Origin of the sequence: Sodalis sp. RH20, assembly GCF_047324205.1 — a bacterium.
Classification (GTDB): Bacteria; Pseudomonadota; Gammaproteobacteria; order Enterobacterales; family Enterobacteriaceae; genus Acerihabitans.
This window is the reverse complement of the sequence record NZ_CP178733.1, coordinates 2673130-2696265: the sequence shown is the minus strand read 5'-3', so window position 1 is coordinate 2696265 and position 23136 is coordinate 2673130. Positions and strand designations below refer to the sequence as shown.

Annotated in this window: 21 protein-coding genes; 17 read left to right on the top strand and 4 right to left on the bottom strand. The window is 62.4% G+C overall.

Features of this window, described 5'->3' with window-relative positions:
• The first annotated feature begins 124 nt into the window (after positions 1 to 124).
• The gene (locus ACL2XM_RS12455; RefSeq protein ID WP_413722519.1) at positions 125 to 1288 is read left to right on the top strand and encodes a mandelate racemase/muconate lactonizing enzyme family protein; all 1164 of its coding nucleotides are present in this window, start codon (positions 125 to 127) and stop codon (positions 1286 to 1288) included.
• 60 nt (positions 1289 to 1348) lie between these two features.
• On the opposite strand, the gene ACL2XM_RS12450 is transcribed toward ACL2XM_RS12455, so the two are convergent.
• Complete coding sequence (locus ACL2XM_RS12450; protein WP_413733059.1) at positions 1349 to 2281, bottom strand: LysR family transcriptional regulator; 933 nt, start codon at positions 2279 to 2281, stop codon at positions 1349 to 1351.
• Positions 2282 to 2419: 138 nt separating this feature from the next.
• Between ACL2XM_RS12450 and ACL2XM_RS12445 the strand changes: the two genes are divergently transcribed.
• The 7 genes from ACL2XM_RS12445 to ACL2XM_RS12415 all read left to right on the top strand — a co-directional run bounded on the left by ACL2XM_RS12445 (position 2420) and on the right by ACL2XM_RS12415 (position 7674).
• On the top strand, positions 2420 to 3271 hold the full coding sequence (locus tag ACL2XM_RS12445) for a MurR/RpiR family transcriptional regulator (protein WP_410015591.1): 852 nt from the start codon (positions 2420 to 2422) through the stop codon (positions 3269 to 3271).
• 260 nt (positions 3272 to 3531) lie between these two features.
• On the top strand, positions 3532 to 4371 hold the full coding sequence (locus ACL2XM_RS12440) for a transporter substrate-binding domain-containing protein (protein WP_413722521.1): 840 nt from the start codon (positions 3532 to 3534) through the stop codon (positions 4369 to 4371).
• 3 nt (positions 4372 to 4374) lie between these two features.
• The gene (locus ACL2XM_RS12435; RefSeq protein ID WP_413730625.1) at positions 4375 to 4989 is read left to right on the top strand and encodes a DUF1989 domain-containing protein; all 615 of its coding nucleotides are present in this window, start codon (positions 4375 to 4377) and stop codon (positions 4987 to 4989) included.
• A 1-nt stretch (position 4990) separates the two neighbouring features.
• The gene (locus ACL2XM_RS12430) at positions 4991 to 5644 is read left to right on the top strand and encodes an urea carboxylase-associated family protein (RefSeq protein ID WP_413733058.1); all 654 of its coding nucleotides are present in this window, start codon (positions 4991 to 4993) and stop codon (positions 5642 to 5644) included.
• Between the two features lie 7 nt (positions 5645 to 5651).
• On the top strand, positions 5652 to 6302 hold the full coding sequence (locus ACL2XM_RS12425) for an amino acid ABC transporter permease (protein WP_410015587.1): 651 nt from the start codon (positions 5652 to 5654) through the stop codon (positions 6300 to 6302).
• On the top strand, positions 6302 to 6967 hold the full coding sequence (locus ACL2XM_RS12420; protein WP_410015586.1) for an amino acid ABC transporter permease: 666 nt from the start codon (positions 6302 to 6304) through the stop codon (positions 6965 to 6967). Before ACL2XM_RS12425 ends, ACL2XM_RS12420 begins: the two co-directional genes overlap by 1 nt.
• 14 nt (positions 6968 to 6981) lie before the next feature.
• Positions 6982 to 7674, top strand: a complete 693-nt coding sequence (locus ACL2XM_RS12415; protein WP_410015585.1) for a DUF1989 domain-containing protein — start codon at positions 6982 to 6984, stop codon at positions 7672 to 7674.
• 60 nt (positions 7675 to 7734) lie between these two features.
• On the opposite strand, the gene ACL2XM_RS12410 is transcribed toward ACL2XM_RS12415, so the two are convergent.
• Positions 7735 to 8697, bottom strand: a complete 963-nt coding sequence (locus tag ACL2XM_RS12410) for a LysR family transcriptional regulator (RefSeq protein ID WP_413733056.1) — start codon at positions 8695 to 8697, stop codon at positions 7735 to 7737.
• Between the two features lie 383 nt (positions 8698 to 9080).
• Here ACL2XM_RS12410 and ACL2XM_RS12405 point away from each other — a divergent pair, with 383 nt between their 5' ends.
• The 7 genes from ACL2XM_RS12405 to ACL2XM_RS12375 all read left to right on the top strand — a co-directional run bounded on the left by ACL2XM_RS12405 (position 9081) and on the right by ACL2XM_RS12375 (position 15483).
• Positions 9081 to 10046: an agmatinase gene (locus ACL2XM_RS12405; protein ID WP_410015583.1), complete on the top strand. Its 966-nt coding sequence runs from the start codon at positions 9081 to 9083 to the stop codon at positions 10044 to 10046.
• 33 nt (positions 10047 to 10079) lie between these two features.
• Complete coding sequence (locus ACL2XM_RS12400; protein WP_410015582.1) at positions 10080 to 10934, top strand: transporter substrate-binding domain-containing protein; 855 nt, start codon at positions 10080 to 10082, stop codon at positions 10932 to 10934.
• A gap of 31 nt (positions 10935 to 10965) precedes the next feature.
• The gene (locus tag ACL2XM_RS12395) at positions 10966 to 11625 is read left to right on the top strand and encodes an amino acid ABC transporter permease (RefSeq protein ID WP_410015581.1); all 660 of its coding nucleotides are present in this window, start codon (positions 10966 to 10968) and stop codon (positions 11623 to 11625) included.
• A gap of 3 nt (positions 11626 to 11628) precedes the next feature.
• On the top strand, positions 11629 to 12351 hold the full coding sequence (locus tag ACL2XM_RS12390; protein WP_413733055.1) for an amino acid ABC transporter permease: 723 nt from the start codon (positions 11629 to 11631) through the stop codon (positions 12349 to 12351).
• On the top strand, positions 12348 to 13148 hold the full coding sequence (locus ACL2XM_RS12385; RefSeq protein WP_410015579.1) for an amino acid ABC transporter ATP-binding protein: 801 nt from the start codon (positions 12348 to 12350) through the stop codon (positions 13146 to 13148). Before ACL2XM_RS12390 ends, ACL2XM_RS12385 begins: the two co-directional genes overlap by 4 nt.
• Positions 13149 to 13152: 4 nt before the next feature.
• Positions 13153 to 14127, top strand: coding sequence for an arginase family protein (locus tag ACL2XM_RS12380; protein WP_413733054.1), 975 nt, complete (start codon positions 13153 to 13155; stop codon positions 14125 to 14127).
• Between the two features lie 114 nt (positions 14128 to 14241).
• Positions 14242 to 15483 (top strand): pyridoxal phosphate-dependent aminotransferase, encoded by a 1242-nt coding sequence (locus ACL2XM_RS12375; RefSeq protein WP_413733052.1) that lies wholly within the window; start codon positions 14242 to 14244, stop codon positions 15481 to 15483.
• Between the two features lie 179 nt (positions 15484 to 15662).
• On the opposite strand, the gene cadR is transcribed toward ACL2XM_RS12375, so the two are convergent.
• A complete protein-coding gene (gene cadR / locus ACL2XM_RS12370) occupies positions 15663 to 16094 on the bottom strand; it encodes a Cd(II)/Pb(II)-responsive transcriptional regulator (RefSeq protein ID WP_410015576.1) in 432 nt (143 codons plus the stop codon).
• An 85-nt stretch (positions 16095 to 16179) separates the two neighbouring features.
• Between cadR and ACL2XM_RS12365 the strand changes: the two genes are divergently transcribed.
• Complete coding sequence (locus ACL2XM_RS12365; protein WP_413733050.1) at positions 16180 to 18435, top strand: heavy metal translocating P-type ATPase; 2256 nt, start codon at positions 16180 to 16182, stop codon at positions 18433 to 18435.
• 38 nt (positions 18436 to 18473) lie between these two features.
• Here ACL2XM_RS12365 and ACL2XM_RS12360 read toward each other — a convergent pair whose 3' ends face one another.
• On the bottom strand, positions 18474 to 19706 hold the full coding sequence (locus ACL2XM_RS12360; protein WP_413733049.1) for an ROK family transcriptional regulator: 1233 nt from the start codon (positions 19704 to 19706) through the stop codon (positions 18474 to 18476).
• A gap of 112 nt (positions 19707 to 19818) precedes the next feature.
• Here ACL2XM_RS12360 and ACL2XM_RS12355 point away from each other — a divergent pair, with 112 nt between their 5' ends.
• Entirely contained in the window at positions 19819 to 23136 is a 3318-nt protein-coding gene (locus ACL2XM_RS12355; RefSeq protein ID WP_410015573.1) for a DUF5107 domain-containing protein, read from the top strand.

Below are 23136 nucleotides of genomic sequence, written 5' to 3'. Positions count from 1 at the left end.
CAACACGCGCCCATCCGCCATGCTTTGCGCGCATAGCGACAATAGCAACCGGCATTAGCCGCCGGCGCACCCCGGGGCTACAATCGCCGCGACATCCGAACCAGTATCCCCGGGGTAGATAATAATGAAAATTCTCGACGTGGTTGAAATCACCAAACCCATTGCCTCGCCTATCCGTAATGCCTATATCGATTTCAGCAAGATGACCACCAGCCTGGTGGCGGTGGTCACCGATGTGATTAAGGACGGCCGGCGCGTGGTGGGCTACGGCTTTAATTCCAATGGGCGCTATGGCCAGGGCGGCCTTATCCGTGAACGTTTCCGCGACCGTATCCTGCGGGCGGATGCCGACGCCGTGCTTAATCCTAACCGCGATAATCTCGATCCCCACCGGATTTGGGACCTGATGATGGCCAATGAAAAGCCGGGCGGCCACGGCGAGCGTTCCGTGGCCGTGGGCACGCTGGATATGGCGCTCTGGGACGCCACGGCGAAAATCGCCGGCCAGCCGCTGTTCCGGCTGCTGGCGGACACCCACGGCGTAGACGCCAATCCCCGCGTATTTGTCTACGCCGCCGGCGGTTATTATTATCCCGGCAAGGATCTTGTCGCGCTGCGCCGGGAGATGCGCGGCTATCTGGACCGCGGTTATACGGTGGTGAAGATGAAAATCGGCGGCGCGCCAATCGACGAGGATCGCCGCCGTATCGCCGCCGTACTGCATGAGATCGGCGACGACGCCCGTTTGGCGGTGGACGCCAACGGGCGCTTTGATCTGGAAACCGGCATCGCTTACGCCAAAATGCTGCGCGAGTATCCGCTGTTCTGGTTCGAGGAGGCCGGCGATCCGCTGGACTATGCCCTGCAGGCCGCCCTGGCTGGCTTTTACCCGGGCGCCATGGCGACGGGTGAAAATCTGTTTTCCCACCAGGATGCGCGTAACCTGCTGCGCTACGGCGCCATGCGCCCGGACCGGGATTATCTCCAGTTCGACTGCGCCTTGTCGTATGGCCTGGTGGAGTATCTGCGCACCCTGGCGGTGCTGAAGGAGTTCGGCTGGTCGGCGTCGCGCTGTATCCCGCACGGCGGTCACCAGATGTCGCTGAATATCGCGGCGGGGCTGGGGCTTGGCGGAAACGAAAGCTATCCGGATTTGTTCCAGCCCTACGGCGGTTTTCCGGATGCGGTGACCGTCGACAACGGCTATATCACGATGCCCGAGCTGCCGGGCATCGGGTTCGAGGGGAAATCCGAGCTGATAAGCGTGATGCGCGCGCTGGCCGAATAATCGCCCGCGCGCCCGGTAACGCCTGATACCGCGCCGGCATGGCTGTCCGCGCATCCCGCGTCAGCGCGGGCCCTGGCCGGCGATGGCCTGCCATAACCGCTCCGCCGCCCGGGTCATCGACGATACCGGGCGGAACACCCTAATCTGCACCGGTACCTCGAGGCGCCGGTCCCGTACCGCCGCCGCGACCAATGCGCCGCTGAGCAGATCCGCCTGCGCCAGCGTCCTGGGCAGCCAGGCCACGCCGTCTCCGGCCCGGGTCATGGCGAGCAGGGTGGCGGCGAGATCGGAGGTAAAAACCCTGTCCATTTTTGCCAGCTGCGCGGTCATGTGACGTTGGGTGGCGATTATCCGGCCCAGCCCTGAATCAGTGCTGTAGGACAGGTACGGTATCGGCCGGGCCATGTCGTCCAGGGACCATTTCGGCCGTTTGCCGGTGGCGTCGGGCGCGCAAAGCGGCAGCAGAATATCCTCGCCGACCTGGACGCTGGTAAAGTGCGCGTTCTCCAGCCCGCGGCCGGCATCCGAATGGGAATGGCACAGCAAGAATTGCGCATCGCCGCGCAGGAACAGGCGTTCGCAGGCCAGCAAGGTGTCCGACACCAGCTTTACCTGGCCATCCAAAGGGGTGATGCCGCTTTCACGCAGCCAGTGGGGGAAAAACAAAGAGGACAGCGAATGGGTTGCGCAAAAAATGATCATCTGCGCGCCTTTGCCCGCCGCTTCCAGCGTTTTCGCCCGCAGGTCCTGAATCGCGCGCAGAAGGGCCACCGCCTGCGGGTGGAACACCTCGCCGGCGGCCGTTAGCCTGACGCCGCCCCGGCTGCGTTCAAACAACGGCGTGCCGGCCCACTCCTCCAGCGCCTGAATGCGCCGGCTGAACGCCGGCTGCGTCACATGCCTCAGCTCCGCGGCCCGTGAAAAATTCAGGCTCTCGGCCAGGGCCGCGCAGTCTTCAAGCCACGCCAGCTCAATGTGGGGATGATTCATCATACCTCGGCTCCATGGCGTCCGACGCCTCTTGTCAGCATGCGCTGCCGCCATTATCGCACAGCCGGCGCGCACTTTCCTGATGACAAGTCGGCGCACTCTGTGCAGGATGAGATTTATTTATCCAGGGCAACAAATCTGATGAGTGTGAAAACCGCCTCCCTTGAGAACCGCATCCGTCAATGCTGGGAGCAGCTTTCCAGCCATGAGCAGCGGCTGGCTGACGTGATTCTGGCCGCGCCGGGCCAACTGGCGATGAATACCGCCACCGAGCTGGCGCGGAGCGCCGGCGTCTCAAAAGCCACCACCACGCGTTTTTTCCGCCATCTGGGCTATGACAATTACGACGCGGCCCGGCGGCAGGCGCGCGATATGCAAAACAGCGGCTCGCCCCTTTACCTGCAGCAATTTCAATCCGGCTCGCCGCTGGATGCGGTGATCCAAAACCATCTGGAGCGCGAGGTGGCCAACCTGGTCAATACCTACCGCTCGCTGGACGCGCAGCAACTGGGCGACATCACGCAAGCGGTCGCAGGCGCCCGCCGGGTGGTGGTGATGGGCTGGCGATTCAGCCAGACCATTGCCGCCATGCTCTATCGCGATCTGATCCATGTTCACCACGACGTGAGGCTGCTGCCGCGCGCCGGCGATTCGCTGGCGGAGCACCTTGCCGTGCTGGGGCCGCTGGACGTGGCGATCTGCGTCGGCCTGCGCCGCCGGATGCCCGCCCTGGAGGCGGCGATGAACGCCATGGCGGAGCTGCGGGTGCCGATGCTGTACCTCTCCGACGTCCTTTCCGGCAAACCCTCGAAACAGGCGACCTGGATTATTCGCTGCCACACCGAGGGCAGCCTGATCTTTGACAGCACCGCGTCGCTCTCGGGGGTATGCAACCTGCTGTGTTCGCTGGTGGCGCGCGAGCGGGGCAAAGCCCGCAACGATCAGCTGGCGCTAATCGAATCCGTGCACCAGTGGCTTGATGAACTGGAATAACCGATCGTCATGGTGCATTAGCGCAAGATTTTGCCCGGGGATGGTGCGCCGGCGGCGCGGCAACCGCCGGTCCGGCGCGGCTGTAAACGGCTCTTAAGAAACAAAAGAAATAAAATATAATGATAAAGAAACAATAGTTTCACTCTGATTTTATACAGAAAAAAGGGTTTCTCTCCCGGCGCGGATAACGATGGCGGTAAAAAGTGGCATGAAAGCTGCCTAATTGTTAGACATCGCCACCACACCAGGATATGACCCTTATGAATAAAATCGCCTTTTTCGCCGCCGCGCTGCTGGCCTTAGGAGCTTACTGCGCCACGGCCCAGGCGGATACGCTGGCCGATATCAAATCCAGCGGCAAAATGACCGTCGGTATCGATCCCACCTTTCCCCCCTACGAATACACCAACGACCAAGGCGAGGTGGTCGGCTACAGCGCCGCCATTATGCAGTCGGTAGCCAAAGAACTGGGGGTGAAACTGGAGTTTCAGAAAACCGCCTTCAGCGGCATTATTCCCGGGCTGATCTCCGGCGCCTTCAACACCGAAGGTTCCTCCCTTAACGTCACCGCCGAGCGGGCGAAGAAGGTGCTGTTTACCGTGCCCTTCAGTAAAACCGTCAACGGTATCCTGGTACGCCAAGCCGACGCGGGCCATTTCAGCGCTAAGCCATTGAAAGTGGAAGACCTGGCGGGGCTGCGCGGCGCGGCAAAAAGCGCCAGCGTGCCGGAACAACTGCTGAAAACCTTTAATGACCAACTGGCAGGCAAAGGCCTTAAACCTATCATCATCATCAGCGTAGATACGCTGGACCAGACCGTCAGCACCCTGATGACCAAACGCGCCGACTTTGTGATTGACGATATCGCCGTGCTGGCGCCTGTCGCGAAAAAATATCCCGGCAAGGTGGCGCAGGTGGGCGAGATAGGCCCATCGCAGTGGATGGCGTGGGCCACCCGCAAAGAGGACGCCACGCTGAACAAGGTTATCAGCGACCGTATCCTGGCGATGCAGAAAACCGGCGAACTGGCACGGCTGCAAACCCAATACCTGGGCACCACCTTTACGGTGCCGGCCGATAATTTCATTCCGCAGGAGTAAGGCATGTGTCAGCAACAGGTCCATGTCCCCGCCGGGCACGGCCGGGCATTCACCGTCCGTAAAGGGCAATATCTCACCATTATCGACAGCGAGGGGCAGCAGGCGGCGGATTTTGTGGCGGTAAACGCGGCGAATGCCGCCGAGAAGCTGTCGCCGGTGCATACGCGCCAACACCTGCGCTCGCTGTTCTTTAAGCCGGGCGACGCGCTTTGGTCAAGCGATAACCGCGCCATGTTGCGTATTATCGACGACAGCATCGGCATTCACGACGCCAACGTGCCCGCCTGCGACCGTACTCGGTTCAGCGTGGACTTCGGCGTCGAGGGGCATCGCAACTGCGTCGATAACCTGCTGGAAGGCATGCGCGGCTTTGGCGTTACCTACTACAGCCTGCCGGAACCGTTCAACCTGTTCCAGAATGGCCCGGTCACCGCCGACGGCCGAATGGAGGTGACCGATCCGCATAGCCGGGCGGGGGACCGCATTACCTTCCTGGCATTGTGCGATCTGGTCTGCGCCGTGTCGTCCTGTCCGCAAGACATTATTCCCGGCAACGGGCTACAGGTGACCCCCATCGATATCCTTATCTCCGATCAACCCAACGCCGGCGAGGCCTGATATGTTACTGATGAAAGAGGATGTTGCCGCCCAAAAAACCACGCGTTCGCTGGCGGAGCCGGTCATGGTGACGCCGGGCGCGGCGGGTGCTATCCGCGTAGTGCGCGGACAGTTGCTGCGCATCACCGCGCTGGGCGACGGCGCGGTCGCCTCGCTATTTGGTTTCAGCGTCGACGATCCGGGGATCTGGCTGTCGGTGCATCACACGCGCGTCTTTAGCAACAGCTATCTGCTCGGCTCGGGCATGCGTTTGGTCAATAACCGCCGCCGGCCGGTTATGGTGCTCGGCAAGGATAGCGTGCGCCGCCACGATCTGCTGCTGCCGGGCTCCACCACGGCGTGGCTGGCCGGACGCGGTTACGCCGGGCAGCAGGGCTGTATGGACGCGGTGGCCGCCGAACTGGCGCGCCTGAAGATGCCAGTGCCGAAACTGCCCGACCCCGTCAATTTATTTATGCATGTGGACCTGGAACGCAATGGCGCTATCGCGCCGCGGCCTAATGAGACACGGGCCGGCGACAGCATCACCTGCCGGGTGGTGATGGATACGCTGTTTATCGTCAGCGCCTGCTGCACAGGGATCGAGGGTAATGACCGTCCGGCGCCGCTGCGGCTATCGGCGGCGGAAGCGTTGACCGATTTTCCGGCTCAGTGAGGTAGCCATGGGGCTGGATGCTGAGGTCAGCGCCGGATTGCCGGAGCTGGCGCGGGGCCTGTGGGTCACCCTGCAACTGACGATGCTGGCGGCGCTGCTGAGCCTGGCGCTGGGCCAGTTGGGCTGCTACCTGCAGTTGCGGCGGGGCGGGGTACCGCGTTTTGCCGGCCGGCTGTATGTCAGCCTGATGCGCGGCACGCCCGCCATCGTCCAGCTGTTCGTGGTGTTTTTTACCTTGCCCAGGCTCGGGCTGGGCGGGCAACCGCTGCTGGCGGCGACGATCGCCATCGGCATGAACAGCGGCGCCTATGTGGCGGAAATCCTGCGGGTCAACCGGCGCCTGGTCACGCCAGGACAGCTGGAGGCGGCGCGCACGCTCGGGCTTGGACGCTGGCTCACCTGGTGGTATGTGGTCAATCCGCAGGTGATGCGCGCCAGCCTGCCCATGCTGGTCAACGAATTTACCCTTTTGCTGAAAACCACGCCGCTGGCGTCGGTGGTGGCGCTGACCGAGCTGACCTACGCCGGGCAGATCGTCATCGCCCGCAGCTACGAGCCGGCCCAGGTGCTGCTGCTGGTGGCGCTCGGCTATCTGCTGATTGCCCTGCCGCTGCTGCGCGCGGCGCGTTATCTCGAAGGCAAAGGGAGACCGGTATAATGGACTGGCATGCCATTGCCTCGTCGGCTCCCGCGCTGTGGGCGGGGATGCAAATCACGCTGTTGCTGAGTCTTATCGCCGCATGGTGCGCGGGGCTTGCCGGCGCGCTGCTGGCGTGGTGTCTGCTGCGCGCGCCGCCTTTCTGGCAGCCGCTGCTGCGCGCCTATCGCGCGCTGACCCTCGGCCTGCCGCTGCTGGTGGTGATTTATCTGCTGTATTTTGTGCTGCCTGAATATGGCATCACGTTCTCGTCGCCCACCGTGGGCGTGCTGGCGCTGACGCTCTATTACGCTCCCTATGTCGCGCAGGTGATCCTGGCCGCGATGGCGGCCCTGCCGCGCGGGCAGTGGGAAGCCACGCGGGTGCTGGGTTTAAGCCGGACCCGCGCCCTGGTGGACGTGGTGCTGCCGCAAACCCTGCCGCAGATGCTGTCGCCGCTGACGGGCCTGCTGATTGGCCTGATCAAGGACTCGGCGCTGCTGTCGATTGTCTCGGTGCGGGAATTTATGTACGCCGCCAAGCAGGCCATCTCGGCCACCTACGCCCCGCTGGAAATCTATCTGGCGGTGGCGCTGTGTTATTGGCTGCTTAACAATGTTATCGACATTCTGGCCCGGCGGGTGGAGCGGCGCATGACGCGCTATAGCCGCCGTACGGCGAATTAACCTGGAGAAGACCAATGGAAGCACAATTTACCTGCCGCGATGAGCGGCTGATCCCCGCCCGCCACGGCAAGGCGATCCGCCTGGCCGCGGGTGAAGCGGTGCAGTTGATTAACCTGCACGGCACCCAGGTGGCGGACTGCTGGGCTTATAACGCCCGCGACGTGGGCGAGTACATGTGCATGGAGGCGACGCGGGTCTGGAACCAGCGCCTGAATCCGGTGGTGGGCGACAGTTTTATCACCAATCAGCGCCATCCGATCCTGACCCTGGTGGCGGATACCTCCCCGGGCGTGCACGACACCTTTATGGCGGCCTGCGACGCCCGCCGCTATGAGCTGCTGGGCTGCACGGAGCCGCATCGCAACTGCCACGATAACCTGCATCAAGGACTGGCGGAACTGGGCGTTGCCCTGCCGCACGGCAATCTCGCCTCGTTTAATGTGTTTATGAACATCCGCGTGCAGCCGGACGGCATCACGCTCAGCACGCTGCCGACGGTGACGCGTCCGGGGGATTACATTATCCTGCGCGCCGAAATGGACTGCTACGTGGCGTTTTCCGCCTGTCCACAGGACATCGTCAGCATCCAGGGGCAGGGCGATAACACGCCGCGCGACATGCTGTTGCGTATTCTCACCGGCGATTTTCCCGGCGGGGAGGTGAAAGGGCCATGGATACCGGAGACGGCGGCGCCGAGCACCCGGTAATACGCGTGGCGTGGCTTGGCCCCGGCCGCGTCGCTGGCGGCACGGCACGATAGGCGGGCGTTAGCTGGCCGCCTTCAGCGGGAACCCGCCGCGGGTTTCCTGGTGCATTAAATTGAGCAATAAACGCATAAAACGCTGGCCGCTGGGGGGCAGGGGATGCCCCCGCAGCGACAGCAGCGAAAACGTCACTTCATAGGCGAACGTTTGCGCATCCGCGACTTCAACAAAACAATAGAACTGGGACAGCGTCTGCACGTAATGGGTCGGCAACAGTCCCACATAACCGCCGGCGGCAATCAGGGTGGCGACCGCCTCCAGTCCCGAGGCAACGGCCTTGCGTTTCATATTAAGCCGCTGGCTTAACCGGGAACTGTAGGGATCGCGATCGCGGGTGACCAGGACATAATTCTGGTCAATCAAATCCGCCATCCCGGGCGACGGCTGGCCGAAGGGGATGGCCACGTAGAGGCGGAACGCCTCGTTGAACAATGGCACGCTTTGCAACTGCCGGTTGGTCTCCGGCATGCCGCTGATGCCAATATGCAATTGCCGGTCAAGCATGTGCGTGAGCAGCGAATCATGCTGATGGATGGACAGATGCACGGTGACGTCCGGCGCGATGGAGCGGAATGCCGCCAGCGCCTCGGACACCTTGGAGCCGGAATTGGACAGGCAGTTATCGGCGATGCCGATAGTCAAATCGCCCGCCAGGATATTACGCGCGTCGTTCAGATCGTCACGTATTTTTTTCAGCGTATCGTCCGCCAGGCTGGATGCCCTTAAGACACTTTCACCGAATAGCGTCAGTTGAAAACCGGCCGGCCCGCGAAAGCAGAGTTTTTCACCCAGCCTGGCCTCCAGGTTCTGGAGATGGCGACTGATGGTGGACCGCTCGATGTTCAGCGCCTCCTCGGCCGCGGTCAGACCTCCGGCCTCGGCGACCATGCGGAAGATGCGCAGCAGTTTAAGATCGGCCTCCGTCAGAGGCGGCACGGGTTTAAGATTTTTGGCGGATTGATTCATGTTTCGCTGCCTAACGTCGGGGCTACATCGGAAGGCGCGCTTAACGCGCGCCCTGAGAGCGGTCAGAGTGGGTCAAACGGACCCTGCAACAAAAACGTGCGCAAAAAAACGACGCGCAAAATACAACATGCAAAAGACAATATGCAAAAGACAATATGCAAGATAAATGCCATGCCGGGAGACGGCGGTGATGCGTCACCGCCGGCCACGGCTGCTCTTTATCTGAGCAGGCATGCCCCATCCTGGGGCTCGGGAGCGGGCCGGATGCATGTTGCCGGCGAAAAGGGTGTACGCCATACACGCATAGGTTCACCGGCGGTTACCAAGCGCGGCCGGCAACCGATCTATACTCCCAAGCGTTACCCATCCTTCAGGAGCAGCACATGTCGCAACCCCTTACCGTTCCGCCCTCCCACGGCCCCCAGGGCTTCCTGCGATCGCCGGTGTCCACCGATCTCGACCACCTGGACGCGCATATCGCCATTATCGGCCTGCCCTACGGCAATGCCTACGCCCCTCATGCCATCAGCAACGATCAGATCCATGCCCCCGACGCAGTGCGCGCCGTAAGCGACACCGTCAGCAAGGGCAAGGATCAGTATGATTTCGACGTCGGCGGCCCGATCCTGGATAACCGGCCGATCAAGCTGGTGGACGTGGGCAATGTGCTGGCGGATCCCGCCGATCTCAGCAGCCATACCCCGCGCGCCGAGCAGGCGATCCGTAAAATCCTCGCGGCCGGCGCCATGCCCATTACTCTGGGCGGCGACCACGGCATCCCCATTCCCATCCTGGCGGCGTTCGAGGGCCGGGGGCCGATTACCCTGATTCAGATCGATGCGCATATCGACTGGCGCAATGAGGTGAACGGCGTACGCAACGGTCTTTCCAGCCCCATCCGCCGCGCGTCAGAAATGGCCCATATCGGCGAAATCTTCCAGATCGGCATTCGCGCCCAGGGCAGCGCCCGCACCGAGGAAGTGGACGCGGCGCTGGCCTATGGCGCGCATATCATTCCCGCCTTCGAGGTCCACGACGCGGGCATCGACGCCGTTATCGACCGCATCCCCGACGGCGGTCAATTCTATATCACCATCGATGCGGACGGCCTGGATCCTACGGTGATGCCCGCGGTGGAAACCCCGGCGCCGGGCGGCCTCACCTTTCATCAGGTGCGCCGCCTGATCCATGCCCTGGTACGCAAGGGCAGAGTGGTGGGCATGGATATCGTCGAAATTACCCCCGCCAAAGATGTGAATCATATCAGCTGTATTACCGCCGCGCGCCTGATGGTGAATGTGATCGGCGCGGCGGTGCGGGCGGATTATTTTGTCACGGCGCAGTCTTGACGCCACCTTACCGGTCCTCAATGGGAGTTAATCATGCGTAAAACCCGTCACCTGTTTATTGTCCGGCTGGTACTGCTGTGCGCCGGCCTTGGGCTGCTTGCCGGCCAGGCCTCGGCTGAAACCGCGCTGGAAAAAATCAAACGCACCGGCACCGTTACCGTCGGCACCGAGGCGGCGTTTCCCCCCTTCGAGTTTGTGCAGGATGGCAAAATCGTCGGCTATGGGTCGGATATCCTGGTGGAAGTGGCCAAGACGCTGGGGGTGAAGGTAAAACAGCTGGATCTGCCCTGGCAGGGCATTTTGCCGGGGCTGCTGGCCGGTAAGTTTGATTTCGTCGCCACCACGGTGGGAATTAACGAAGAGCGCGCCAAGCGTTATGCCTACACCCTGCCCATTGCCAACGGCGCGCCGTATCTGCTCAAGCGCAAGGGTGACGCATTGGCCAAGCTGGCCGATCTTAACGGCAAGGTGGTGGCAACCCAGCTGGCGTCGTCCACCGAACCCGTGGCGCGCGCCCTGGACGCCAAACTGAAGGCCGACGGCGGCGCGGGGTATAAGCAGCTCAAGCTGTTTACCGATTTCCAGGGAGCGTATATGGCGCTGGCCAACGGCGAGGTGGACGCGGTGGTGCAATCGTTGCCGAGCCTGGCGGTATTGGTAAAACAGCGGCCGGATACCTTTGCGCTGATGACGGCGATTCCCAACCAGGGCGGCTATGACTACCTGGCCTGGGTCACCCGTCCGGAAGATAAGGATTTGCGCGATGCTATCTCCGGCGTTATCCGCAGCATGCGTGATGACGGGCGCCTGGCGACACTTCAGCAAAAATGGTTCGGTTTTACCATGGACATCCCGGATAGCGGCTATCTTCCCCCCGGCGCGCAATAATTTTCATTAAACCGAACGCGGAGACCCGGCGATGAAATTCAGTTGGCAAACATTATTTTCCAGTTTCCCGCCTTTACTGGAGGCGGCATGGGTCAACCTTAGCCTGGCCGTGATTATTTTTTTGCTGGTGCTGGCTTTCTCAACCGGGTTTACCCTGTTGCGGGCGAAAAAAATCGTCTGGCTGGGGAGGGCGTCCGCGGTGCTGATAAGCTTTGTGCGCGGCACGCCGCTGCTGATCCAGATTTTTATTTGTTATTACGTATTGCCGGCTCTGGGGTTGGACCTCAGCCCCGAGGCGGCGGGCATAATCGCCATTACCCTCAACAGTACCGTATTCCTGGCCGAAGCCATGCGCGGCGGCCTTGCCACCCTCGATCCGGGGCATATCGAAGCCGCCGCGGCGCTCGGCCTGCCCCCACGCGCCATATGGCAATGCGTGGTATTACCGCAGCTGTTCCGGCGGATGATTCCGGTCATTGTCAACGAAGCCACGATTATCGTCAAAGGCACCGCCTTGCTATCGGTCATTACCGTGGTGGACGTGCTGCGCACCGCGCAGCAAATTGCCGGCGGTAATTACCGGCCGTTTGAAACGCTGCTTGGCGCGGCGCTGATTTTTCTGGCGATCAATCTGGCGTTCAGCGCCATCGGCAGCTACCTGGAGGCCAGGGCAGCGGACGCCCGGGTATGACGTATGCATATTGATTTCACCGTGCTTTACCCCTACTGGCCGCTATTATTGCAGGGCGCCGGCCTGACACTGAAAATCACGCTGATAGCCTTTGCCATCGGCTACCTGCTGGGCATGGCGGTGGCGCTACTCGGCCTGGTGCCGCTGCGGGTGGTGGCCGCGCCGATCGGTCTCTATATCGCCTGCCTGCGCAGCGCGCCGTTTATTATTTTTCTGTTCGTGGTGTATTACGGGTTGCCCTATACCGGCCTGCGCCTGCCGGCCGAGGTGGTGGGCACCCTGGCGCTGGCGCTCTATGCCAGCGCCTACTACGGCGAGATCCTGCGCGCCGGCATCCAGGCTCTGCCGCGCGGCCAGTTTGAGTCCGCCCGGGCGATAGGCATGTCGCCCGCGCAGGCCATGCGCCATATTATCGCGCCGCAGGTCCTGCGCGCGGTGGTGCCGCCCACCACCAATATGACGCTGACCATGATGAAGGAGTCGGCGGTGCTCAGTTCCATCACCGTGCCGGAACTCACCTATCAAGGCCTGGTGGTGCAGGGCGCCACCTTCGCGCCGTTCGAGGTGTTTATCGCCATTACCATCCTGTACTGGCTTATCGCCGCGCTTGTCGCCGAGATTGCCCGCCGCGTGGAGCTGGGCGGCGGGCAACCCAGCCGCCATGCTATCCAGCGCAGCGCCATTGCCCGGCGTTACCTCTCCCTTGACTGGCGGAACATGCCATGAATAATCCGCCCGCTCTGCGCGTCACCGCTGTCAGCAAACGCTTTCGCCAGGTCTGCGCCGTTAATCAGGTGTATCTGGATATTGCCCCGGGTGAAATTGTGGCGCTGATTGGCCCCAGCGGCTGTGGCAAAAGCACGCTGCTGCGCTGCGTGACCTGGCTGGAAACGCCGGATGAAGGTTTTATCGAGATCAACGGCGCCCCTTTCGGCCGGCGGCGGGAAGGGGAAATCATCCGCCACCAGTCCCGGCGCCAGATCGATATGTTGCGCCCCCGGCTGGGGATGGTATTCCAGCAGTTCAATTTGTGGCCGCACCTCACCGTACGCGAAAACATCGTCACGCCGCAACGGGTGGTATTGGGCCGCGGCGGTGAACAAGCCCACGCGCGCGCGGAACGGCAAATGGCGCAGTTTGCGCTGTCCCAGGTAGCCGACCGCTATCCCTGGCAGCTCTCCGGCGGGCAGAAGCAGCGCGCCGCGATTGCCCGGGCGCTGGTGATGGACCCGGCGGTGATGCTGTTCGACGAGCCCACCTCGGCGCTTGACCCGGAGCTGGTGGGCGAGGTGCAGACGCTGCTGCGCTCGCTGGCGCAGGGCGGCATGGCCATGCTGATTGTCACCCACGATATCCGTTTTGCGGTGAACGTTGCCGGACGTCTCGCGTTTATGTGCGAGGGCGGCATTGTCGAGGAAGGGCCGGTGTCACAGCTGGTCGGTTCCCCGCGCGATCCCCGCCTGCGGCAGTTTCTGACCCTGACCTATGCGTCGGGGCGCGATAATCCCTCTACCCAGGAGTAACATCATGTCCCGAGTCAACCGGCCGTTTGTCGGCATTCCTTCGTTTTTACGCGCCAGGATTGCGCCTGATATCACCCAACTGGACGCGGCCATCGCCATATTGGGCATTCCCTTCGATGAGGGCTCGCCCTTTATGCCCGGCACCCGTATGGCGCCGCGCTCCCTACGCGAGCACTCGCTGCGTTTTTGCAGCGAGCATCGCGGTTATTATTCCCCGGAGGCAAAGCGGGAATTCCTCGGCGAGGAGGTCCGCGGCGGGCTGATCGTGGACGCCGGCGATGTGGATATCCATCCCACCAATGTTGAAAAAACCTTTGAGCTTATCACCGACGCGGTTAAGCACATCCTGGACGGCGGCGCGCTGCCGGTGATCCTGGGCGGTGACCATTCGATTACCTACCCGGTGTTCCGTGCGTTTGACGGCGATATCCACGTACTGCATTTTGATGCCCATACGGATTACGGCACGCTGGAGCAGGATATGCAATACACCAACGGCCACGCTTTCCGCCATGTGGTGGAGCGGGCCAAGGTCAGCAGCCTGACGCAGATTGGCATTCGCAGCCTGCGCCACAGCGCGGAAATCGTTGAGCAGGTGATTGAGGGGGGAAACCGGGTGATACCGATGGGCGAGTTCCGGCGCATCGGGCCGCAGGGTATCGGCGCGCTGCTGCCGGAAAACGCCAGGGTGTATGTCAGCATCGACGTGGATGTGCTGGATATGTCGCTGGTGCCGGGCTGCGTCTCGGCGGAGCCGGACGGCATGACCTACGCCGAATTGCGCGACAGCCTGAAGACGATAGCCGAACGCTATCAGGTGGTGGGTTTTGATTTTGTCGAGGTCAACCCGCTGCTGGATGTCGGCTCCGGCGTGACGTCTTACCTGGGCGCGCACGTGGTAATCGAGTTCCTTGGCAATATCTGCGACCAGCCGCGCTGGCGCGAGTCGCTGCGCGCGCGGGAAGGCGCGGCGGAATAATAGATTGCCGGCGGGATATCAGCGCGCCGGCCTCCCTTTTTCAGCCGAACGTTGTTAATCTGGGGCAATCCCGTGACGACGGTCACGGCCGTTCATCTTTTACAAGGCGAAGACATGTCACTGTCAGACGATGGCGCTCTGCCGCCCGGCCCCGATGATGCGCCGCTGATGCAGTCCGGCGTGCGCGATCTGCGTTTTTCCGCCATCCGCGAGGTGGCCAACGCCGCTATTGGCCGCGAGGATATCCTGCCGTTCTGGTTTGGCGAACCGGATCGCAGCACGCCGGAGTTTATCTGCGCCGCCGCGCAGGCGTCGCTGGCGGCGGGGGAGACGTTTTATACCCCCAACCTGGGCGAGCCGGCGCTGCGCGAGGCGCTGGCGCGTTATCTGTCGTCCTGGCACCGGCCGGTAGACGAAAACCGCATTGCCGTGACCAATTCCGGCGTGTCGGCGCTGATGCTGACGGCGCAGGCGCTTTACCGTCCCGGCGACCGGGTGGTGGTGGTGACGCCGGTGTGGCCGAACCTGGTGGAAATTCCGAAAATTCTCGGCGCGCGGGTGGCGGAAGTGCCGCTGCGGCTGCTGCGTGAACCGCAAAACGTCTCCCGCTGGCACCTGGATATGGAGACGCTGCTTGCCGCCCTGACGCCGGGCACGCGGGCGCTGGTGATTAACTCGCCGAATAATCCCAGCGGCTGGGTAATGTCGGCGGCGCAGCAGGCGATGGTGCTGGCGCATTGCCGCCGGCACGGTATCTGGATTGTCTCCGACGAGGTCTACGGCCGCATAGTGTTTGACATGCCCGCAAACCGCTGTGCGCCGTCGTTTCTTGATATTGCCGATGCGCGGGATCGACTGATCGTGATTAACAGCTTTTCCAAAAGTTGGATGATGACCGGCTGGCGGTTGGGATGGATGGTGGTGCCCGATACGCTGATCGAGGATATGGGTAAATTAATCGAATATAACAGCAGCTGCGCGCCGGCATTCGTGCAAAAGGCGGGCTTGGCGGCGGTCAGCCAGGGGGAGGCGGCGCTGCGCGACACCCTGTCCCGATTCCAGGCCTCGCGGGATTTTCTCTACCGCGAACTGAGCGCCTTTGCGCAGATAGAAACGCCCTTGCCCCAGGGCGCCATGTATCTTTTTTTCCGTGTGGCGGGGCTGCGGGACAGCCTGGCGCTGTGCAAGGCGCTGGTGGCCGACGCCGGGCTGGGGTTGGCGCCGGGCAGTGCGTTCGGCCCGGCGGGCGAGGGCTGTATCCGCTGGTGTTTCGCCAGTTCGCAGGACAGGCTAGCACAGGGGGTGGCAAGGCTGCGCGCGTTCCTGGCCACGGGCTTGGCAAAGCAACCACGCTGAGTGGCGCGGCATCCTGCCTCCCGGCGGAGCCAGGGTTTGCCCCTCATGTCGCCAACCGCGAGGGGTAAAGCGGCCGATGCCGGCCCCGGCAATGTCCTCGTCCTGCCGACGGCGTCAGGCGTCTAAGATAATTAGCGCTGGGCGGCGGGTTACCCCGTTCATCCGCCGAGATCGGACATTCAGCCCAAATGCGTATGCCGCTCCGGCGCCGGCCCGGTGTCCATTGCCGCAATGCCTTGCACAATGCCGCAGCCATCCACCCGCTGTTCCCGCTGGCAGCGCCGGCGCAGGTCGGTAAGCTGCCCCTTAAGCTGGGTAAGCTCTGCGATGCGCGCCTCCACGTGGGCGATATGCTCCTCAAGCAGATGGTTGACCGCGCCGCATCCGGCATCGGGCTTTTCAACCAGATCCAGCAACTGGCGAATTTCCCCGTGGGTCATATCCAGCACGCGGCAGTGGCGGATAAACCGCAGGCGCTCCACGTGCTGCGGCGTATAGCTGCGGTAATTGGCCGCGGTGCGCAGGGGGGCGGGCAGCAAACCCTGTTTTTCATAAAAACGCACGGTTTCCACCGTGCAATGCGCCGTTAACGCGACTTCACCGATTTTCATCACGGGCTCCTTTATTATATGGCTTGACTCTATAGTAGCTTCAGGGTGTGCAATACGCCATAACGGATGCTAACAGGAGCACAACATGGCTTTTCAGCGCATGACCCCCATCACCACCCCCCGCGACTGCTGTCGCGCCCGTGTTTCAGGGCCATTAGGCCAGGATAACCCGCCTCAGCCCTGCTGCCGGACGGATGCGGCGCACTCCGCCACCGCCGGCGCGGCCAGTCCGGGCGCGGCCGGCTTTCCCGCCGGCAGCCTGATCAGCCGCCTGTATATCGCCCAGATGGATTGCCCGACGGAAGAGGGCATGATCCGCAAGGCGCTGGGCGGTATGCCCGGCGTGCAGGGCATGGAGTTCAACCTGATGCGGCAGGTGCTGACCGTCGCTCATAGCGAAGGCACCCTGCCCGCCGTCGAGGCGGCGATCCGCGCGCTGGGCATGGACAGCAGCCCGGTGGTGGACGCTCGGCCGCCGGAGACGCCGGCGGCTAAACCCTGGTGGCCGCTGGCGCTGGCGGGCGCGGCGGCGCTGGGCGCGGAAGCGTGCCACTGGGCGGGATGGCCCCAATGGGCGGGGGCGGTATTGGCGCTGGCGGCCATTGCCGTCTGCGGCCTGGAAACTTACCGGAAAGGCTGGATTGCGCTGCGCCACGGCAATCTGAATATCAATACGCTGATGAGTATCGCCGTCACGGGGGCGATGTTGATTGGCCAATGGCCGGAAGCGGCCATGGTGATGGTGCTGTTTACCCTGGCCGAGCTTATCGAGGCCAAATCCCTGGACCGGGCGCGCAACGCCATCCGTGGACTGGTGCAGCTCAGCCCTGAACTGGCGACGGTGCGGCTGCCGGACGGCGGCTGGGTCGATGTGGCCGCCGGGGATATTGCGCCGGGCCGGATCGTGCGGGTAAAACCCGGCGAGCGCATCGCTCTCGACGGCGTGATCACGGACGGCACCTCAAGCGTGGATCAGGCGCCCATTACCGGTGAGAGCCTGCCGGTGGAAAAAACCGCCGGCGATACGGTGTTCGCCGGCACGATTAACGGATCGGGCGCGTTTGAGTTCCGGGTGACGGCCGCCGCCACCCAATCCACCCTGGCGCGCATTATCCATGCGGTCGAGGAAGCGCAGGGCGCGCGCGCGCCCACCGCGCGCTTTATCGACCGGTTCGCCCGGATCTATACGCCGGCGGTGTTTGTCCTCGCCCTGGCCATCGCCCTGGGAGCGCCGCTGTTGTTCGGCGGCGGGTGGTACGAATGGGCCTACCGGGCGCTGGTGATGCTGGTTATCGCCTGCCCGTGCGCCCTGGTGATCTCGACGCCGGTGACCATCGTCAGCGGCCTGGGCGCGGCCGCCCGCCACGGTATTCTGATCAAGGGCGGCGTCTATCTTGAGGAAGGCCACAAGCTCGCCTGGCTGGCGCTGGACAAGACGGGCACCATTACCCATGGCAAACCGGCGCTGACCGATACCGTGCCGCTGGCGCAGGGGGAGGGGCGGGACCCGGTGCTTATCGCCGCCGCCATCGCCTCCCGCTCCGATCACCCGGTCTCCCGCGCCGTGGCGACGGCGAACCGGCGCAATGACGCGCCGCCGCCGGACGTCGCCGATTTCGGCGCGCTGCCGGGACGCGGCGTGCGCGGCACGGTGGACGGCGTACAGTACCAGCTTGGCAACCATCGGTTGATTCATGAACTGGGGGTGTGTACGCCCGAGCTGGAGGCGCGGCTTGGCGCGCTTGAGGCGCAGGGCAAGACCGTTATCATGCTCAGCGACGGCGAACGGGTACTGGTGTTGTTCGCGGTGGCGGATACCGTAAAGGAAAGCAGCCGCGCCGCCATCAAGGCGCTGCAGGCCCTGGGCATCAAAACCGTGATGCTGACCGGCGATAACGCCCATACCGCCCGCGCCATCGCCAGCCAGGTCGGCATCGACGAGGCCCTGGGCGATCAACTGCCGGAGGACAAGCTGCGCGCGGTGGAGGAGTACGCGCGCCAGGGCAAGGTCGGCATGGTGGGCGACGGCATCAACGATGCCCCCGCCCTGGCCAGGGCCGATATCGGTTTTGCCATGGGGGCGGCGGGCACGGATACCGCCATTGAAACCGCCGATGTGGCGCTGATGGATGACGATTTGAATAAAATCGTGCGCTTCGTGCGCCTGTCGCGCACCACGCGCCGGGTGCTGGTGCAGAATATTACGCTGGCCCTGGGCATCAAGGCCGCCTTCCTGATCCTGGCCATGCTGGGCATGGCCACCATGTGGATGGCGGTGTTCGCCGATATGGGGGCCAGCCTGCTGGTGGTGGCGAACGGACTGCGCCTGACGCGCCAGTAGCGCCGGCGGCCGTTTTCCGCCGTTCGGGCGCAGCGCGGTCATTCCTGCCGCGCCTGGACCTCCGGCGCGGCGCGATCGAACAGTCCGTTTTTCAGGATGTCCTCGGCATAGAGAAAACCGATGCCCATCACCTGCTGTTGCCGGCTCAATCCGCCCACCAAAATCTGTGTCGCGTTGTCTATGGCGGTCTCGGCGTGATCGAAGGGATTATAGCGGGTTTGCTCATGGATGATCGCCAGCCAGTCGGCGCCGAATTGACAACTGCGGCCGTAGAGATAAATACGGTTGATATTCAGGATATTGAGGAAATTATACAGGCTCAGCCCGATCGCCCGCGCCGCGTTCTGCACCAGCAGGCGCACCGACGGGTTGCCGGCGTGGAATTGACTCAGCAGCCAGGCGGTGGTGATCTGCTGGTTTTCCAGGTCGTTGTCCGGGGTCATTTTTAACTGCATCCTGACCTTTTTCTTCAGGGAAGAGAGCGAGGCGATGGTCTCCAGGCAACCGTAGCGCCCGCACGAGCAGGCCGCCCCGTCGGGATCGATAATGGTATGGCCGATCTGGCCGCTGCCGAACAGCGTACCGCGATAGATGTCACGATCGATAACGAAGGATGAGCCGATGCCGTAATCGACGTTGATAACGCAAAAATCACCGGCGTTAGCCCGGTTCTGCCATTTCTCCGCCAGCGCCAGCATCACGCAATCATTGTCCATCAACAGCCGGGTAGCCAGTTTCTCTTCCAGCAGATAACGCAGTTCAACGGGCTCGTGCCACAACGCCTGGGGCATTCTTTCCGACACGCCGGTGCGCGGATTGACCTGGCCGTGGATGGACAGCGCAATGCGCAGCGGCGTCTGTGGATCATGCTGGCGATATCCATGGTACTGCCGCTCGATTTCCTGCGCCAATTGCCCGGGCGTGGCAATCCGCGCCGGCTGCTGCCGCAGGGGCTGCAGCGGCCGGACCAGACCATCCACCAGGACGCTTTCAATCAAAAAAGGCGAGATATTCAGGCACAGGATATTGCCCCGGGTGGCGATCTGGAAGCTGCCGCTGTTGTTGCCGCGCTTGTGCAAATTGCGTGCTGAACGGCACAAATAACCCTCCGCAAGCAATTCATCCAGAATATTGCTCACCGCCTGGATGCTCAATTGACTTAATCGTGCCAGCGTAGACTTGCTGGCGATTTTTTCGCGGTATAAGTGGCTGATTATTACTGCTTTATTATGACCGCGCATCATATGGCTGTTCATGCCGCAGAGGTTCATTCACTCAACTCACTTAACTGTATTGCGTGACCGCTTGACGAATATTGACCACAAACTGTCCTTTATACTGCCTCCTCTGATTTGTTTAATCAAAACTTTAATTGAGGCGGCTATGACAGGTACAGTGAAGATGTGGCGGGAAAGCGTGTCGATTCCCACTTACCTGACCGGTGGGCAGGATACGCATCCGATGTTTCTGGAACATCGGGTGTACCAGGGATCGTCCGGCGCGGTCTATCCCTACGGCGTAACGGATACCCTGACCGGGGAAAAAGCGCCGCGGGAATATCAGGCGCTGTGGCTGGAAAACGATTATCTGCGGGTCATGCTGTTGCCGGAACTGGGGGGGCGTATCCAGCGCGCCTACGACAAGATCAAACAGCGCGATTTTGTTTATCACAACGAGGTGATTAAGCCCGCCCTGGTGGGCCTGCTCGGGCCGTGGATATCCGGCGGCATCGAATTCAACTGGCCGCAGCATCACCGGCCGACCACCTATATGCCGGTGGATTACCGGCTGCAACAGCACGAGGACGGCGCATGCACGGTCTGGCTGGGCGAGCTGGAGCCTATGCGCGGCCTGCAGGTCATGACCGGGTTTACCCTGTATCCGGATCGGGCGTTAATCGAAATTTCGGCCAGGATCTTCAACGGCAACGATACGCCCCGTCATTTTTTATGGTGGGCGAATCCGGCGGTAAAAGGCGGCGACGATCACCAAAGCATCTTTCCGCCCGATGTCACCGCGGTATTTGATCACGGCAAACGCGATGTATCCACGTTTCCCATCGCCACCGGCACCTACTATAAAGTCGATTATTCCGCCGGGGTGGATATTTCCCGTTATAAGAATATCCCGGTGCCCACCTCGTATATGGCCTATAAGTCGGACTACGATTTTGTCGGCGCTTACAGCCATGATGAGCAGGGCGGCTTACTGCATATTGCCGATCATCATGTGTCGCCCGGGAAAAAACAGTGGACCTGGGGCAACGGCGAGTTCGGCCGCGCCTGGGACGCTAACTTGACCGACGCCAATGGCCCCTATATTGAATTGATGACCGGGGTATTTACCGATAACCAGCCGGATTTCAGCTGGCTGGATGCCGGGGAAGAAAAGCGCTTTGTGCAGAATTTCCTCCCTTACAATACCCTGGGCACGCTGCAAAACGCCAATACCACCGCCGCCCTGAAACTCGAAAGAACCGCGGCGGGATTGATATGGGGGCTCTACGCGGTGGCGATACTGCATGGGTATCGTTTGGTTATCCGCGACCAGCGCCTGCCTGCGCCGCTACTGGATATCACGGTGGACCTGACCCCCACCCAGGCGTTACAGGAAGAATTAGCGGGCGATTTTTCCGGCCGGTTGTCCATCGAACTCAGGGATACGCAGAATAACGTGGTCCTCAGCTACCTTGAGCACCAGCCCACGGACGCGCCTTTGCCGGCCCCGGCCCAGCCTCCGCGCCCGCCCGCCGATATCGACAGCGCCGACGAAGCCTGGTTTATCGGCCAGCACCTGGAACAATATAACCATGCCGGACAGGGCGCGGACGAGTATTACCGGCGAGGGCTGGCCCTGGACGCCGGCGACTACCGTTGCAACCTGGCGCTGGCGATAAAAGAGTATAACCGTGCCGGCTATGAGCAGGCGATCGCCTATGCCGATGCCGCTTTAGCCCGTAGCCATCGCCTGAATAAAAATCCGCAGGACGGCGGCGCCAGCCTGATACGCGCCTGTGCCTGGGAACGCCTGCGGCAATGGGATCGCGCCTATGAAGATTTTTATCGCGCGACCTGGAGCGGCAACGGCAAGGAAGGGGGCTTTTTCGGTTTGGCGCGCATCGCCGCCCGCCGCCGGCAGTGGCGGGACGCGTTAGCCTTTGCCGACCAGAGCCTGCTGAACAACGGCGCCAATTATCCGCTGCTGGCGCTGAGGGCCGTCCTGCTGCAACGCACCGGCCGGCCGGCTGAAAGCCTGGCGTATATTGAACGGCAACTGCAGGTCTATCCCCTGCATTATGTGCTGTTTGCCCTGCGTTATCTGTTTGATAACCAGGAAGCATCGCTTGCCGAGCTGCGCCGGGTCACCGGCGATCGGGGCGTTAACGCCCTGGGCATCGCCACTACCCTGCTATCGTTCGGCCTGCGTGACGAGGCCCTCGCCATCCTGACGCTGCTCGACAGCCGGGAAACCCTGCCGCTGTATTTACGCGCCGTCCTGGCAAAAGGGACGCTTTCGCCAGGGCAATACCTGGCGTTACTGCAGCAGGCGCGGGATAACTTCGGCCGCTTGGTGCGGTTCCCCAACCAACTGGCGGAAGTGGCGATGCTGGAACAACTGCCTGAGTGCTATTTCGCCCAGTATCTGCTGGGGTGCTTCCATTACAGCAAACGCAACTACCCGCGGGCGGTGGACTGCTGGCGGCGCAGTCTTGCGCTGCAGCCCGCTTTTGCCGGCGTCTGGCGCGACCTGGGGGTTTTCTATTTCAATAAGCAACAGGATCGCCGGCTGGCCGCCCGCCATCTGGAACAGGCGTTCACCCTGGCCCCCACCGACGCGCGCCTGCTGTTTGAAGGGGATTGCCTGCGCAGGTTATGCGGGGTCAAACCGGCGGAACGCCTGGCCAAACTGACGGCGCATATGCCTGTGGTCCTCCGGCGCGACGACCTGATTGCCGAGCTGCTGAGTTTATATAATCAGCTCGGGCAACCGGAAAAAGCGCTGTCGGTGCTGTTGTCCCATGTCTTCCACCCCTGGGAAGGCGGCGAGGGCAAAGTGACCGCCCAATACCTGATCGCGCAGCTTCGCCAGGCCCATGGCGCGCTTGCGGCGGGTAAGCCGCATACCGCGTCGTTAAGCCTGCAGGCGGCGCTGCGCTATCCGCCGAACCTGGGGGAAGGGCGGCTGGTGGGGCAAACCGACAACGATATTTACTTCTGGCTGGGCATTTGCGCGCAGCGCCTGGGGGACGACGTACAGGCGCGGGCGCATTTTCAACGGGCGGCACGGGGCAACGGCGAGGTCAATGAAAGCCGTTATTACAACGATCAGCCGGTGGATTATGTGTTCTACCAGGGCGCGGCGCTGGCGCGCCTGGGCCGCGTCCGGGAGGCGCACGACCTCTTTACCGCCCTGCGGCACTGGTCCGACGCCGCCCTCGACCGGCCGGTGGCGACGGACTTCTTTGCGGTATCCCTGCCCGATTTAGTGGTGCTGGACAATGACCCGGCACAAAACCACCGTCAGCACTGCCTGTTTGTCGGCGCCCTGGCAGCCCTCGGGCTCGGCGATACCCTGCGCTGGCAACAGCAGCTCGACGCCTTGCTCGCCTGTAATCCCAACCATGATAAGGCGCAGTTATTCGCGGTGTTGGCCCCTACGCTGACCGGCGAATTGCAGGACTGCTCACAACAAAACCAATAG

Coding starts and splice junctions, on each gene's coding strand:
- ACL2XM_RS12455 (WP_413722519.1), top strand. CDS start 125: ATGAAAATTCTCGACGTGGTTGAAATCACCAAACCCATTGCCTCGCCT.
- ACL2XM_RS12450 (WP_413733059.1), bottom strand. CDS start 2,281: ATGATGAATCATCCCCACATTGAGCTGGCGTGGCTTGAAGACTGCGCG.
- ACL2XM_RS12445 (WP_410015591.1), top strand. CDS start 2,420: ATGAGTGTGAAAACCGCCTCCCTTGAGAACCGCATCCGTCAATGCTGG.
- ACL2XM_RS12440 (WP_413722521.1), top strand. CDS start 3,532: ATGAATAAAATCGCCTTTTTCGCCGCCGCGCTGCTGGCCTTAGGAGCT.
- ACL2XM_RS12435 (WP_413730625.1), top strand. CDS start 4,375: ATGTGTCAGCAACAGGTCCATGTCCCCGCCGGGCACGGCCGGGCATTC.
- ACL2XM_RS12430 (WP_413733058.1), top strand. CDS start 4,991: ATGTTACTGATGAAAGAGGATGTTGCCGCCCAAAAAACCACGCGTTCG.
- ACL2XM_RS12425 (WP_410015587.1), top strand. CDS start 5,652: ATGGGGCTGGATGCTGAGGTCAGCGCCGGATTGCCGGAGCTGGCGCGG.
- ACL2XM_RS12420 (WP_410015586.1), top strand. CDS start 6,302: ATGGACTGGCATGCCATTGCCTCGTCGGCTCCCGCGCTGTGGGCGGGG.
- ACL2XM_RS12415 (WP_410015585.1), top strand. CDS start 6,982: ATGGAAGCACAATTTACCTGCCGCGATGAGCGGCTGATCCCCGCCCGC.
- ACL2XM_RS12410 (WP_413733056.1), bottom strand. CDS start 8,697: ATGAATCAATCCGCCAAAAATCTTAAACCCGTGCCGCCTCTGACGGAG.
- ACL2XM_RS12405 (WP_410015583.1), top strand. CDS start 9,081: ATGTCGCAACCCCTTACCGTTCCGCCCTCCCACGGCCCCCAGGGCTTC.
- ACL2XM_RS12400 (WP_410015582.1), top strand. CDS start 10,080: ATGCGTAAAACCCGTCACCTGTTTATTGTCCGGCTGGTACTGCTGTGC.
- ACL2XM_RS12395 (WP_410015581.1), top strand. CDS start 10,966: ATGAAATTCAGTTGGCAAACATTATTTTCCAGTTTCCCGCCTTTACTG.
- ACL2XM_RS12390 (WP_413733055.1), top strand. CDS start 11,629: ATGCATATTGATTTCACCGTGCTTTACCCCTACTGGCCGCTATTATTG.
- ACL2XM_RS12385 (WP_410015579.1), top strand. CDS start 12,348: ATGAATAATCCGCCCGCTCTGCGCGTCACCGCTGTCAGCAAACGCTTT.
- ACL2XM_RS12380 (WP_413733054.1), top strand. CDS start 13,153: ATGTCCCGAGTCAACCGGCCGTTTGTCGGCATTCCTTCGTTTTTACGC.
- ACL2XM_RS12375 (WP_413733052.1), top strand. CDS start 14,242: ATGTCACTGTCAGACGATGGCGCTCTGCCGCCCGGCCCCGATGATGCG.
- cadR (WP_410015576.1), bottom strand. CDS start 16,094: ATGAAAATCGGTGAAGTCGCGTTAACGGCGCATTGCACGGTGGAAACC.
- ACL2XM_RS12365 (WP_413733050.1), top strand. CDS start 16,180: ATGGCTTTTCAGCGCATGACCCCCATCACCACCCCCCGCGACTGCTGT.
- ACL2XM_RS12360 (WP_413733049.1), bottom strand. CDS start 19,706: ATGAACCTCTGCGGCATGAACAGCCATATGATGCGCGGTCATAATAAA.
- ACL2XM_RS12355 (WP_410015573.1), top strand. CDS start 19,819: ATGACAGGTACAGTGAAGATGTGGCGGGAAAGCGTGTCGATTCCCACT.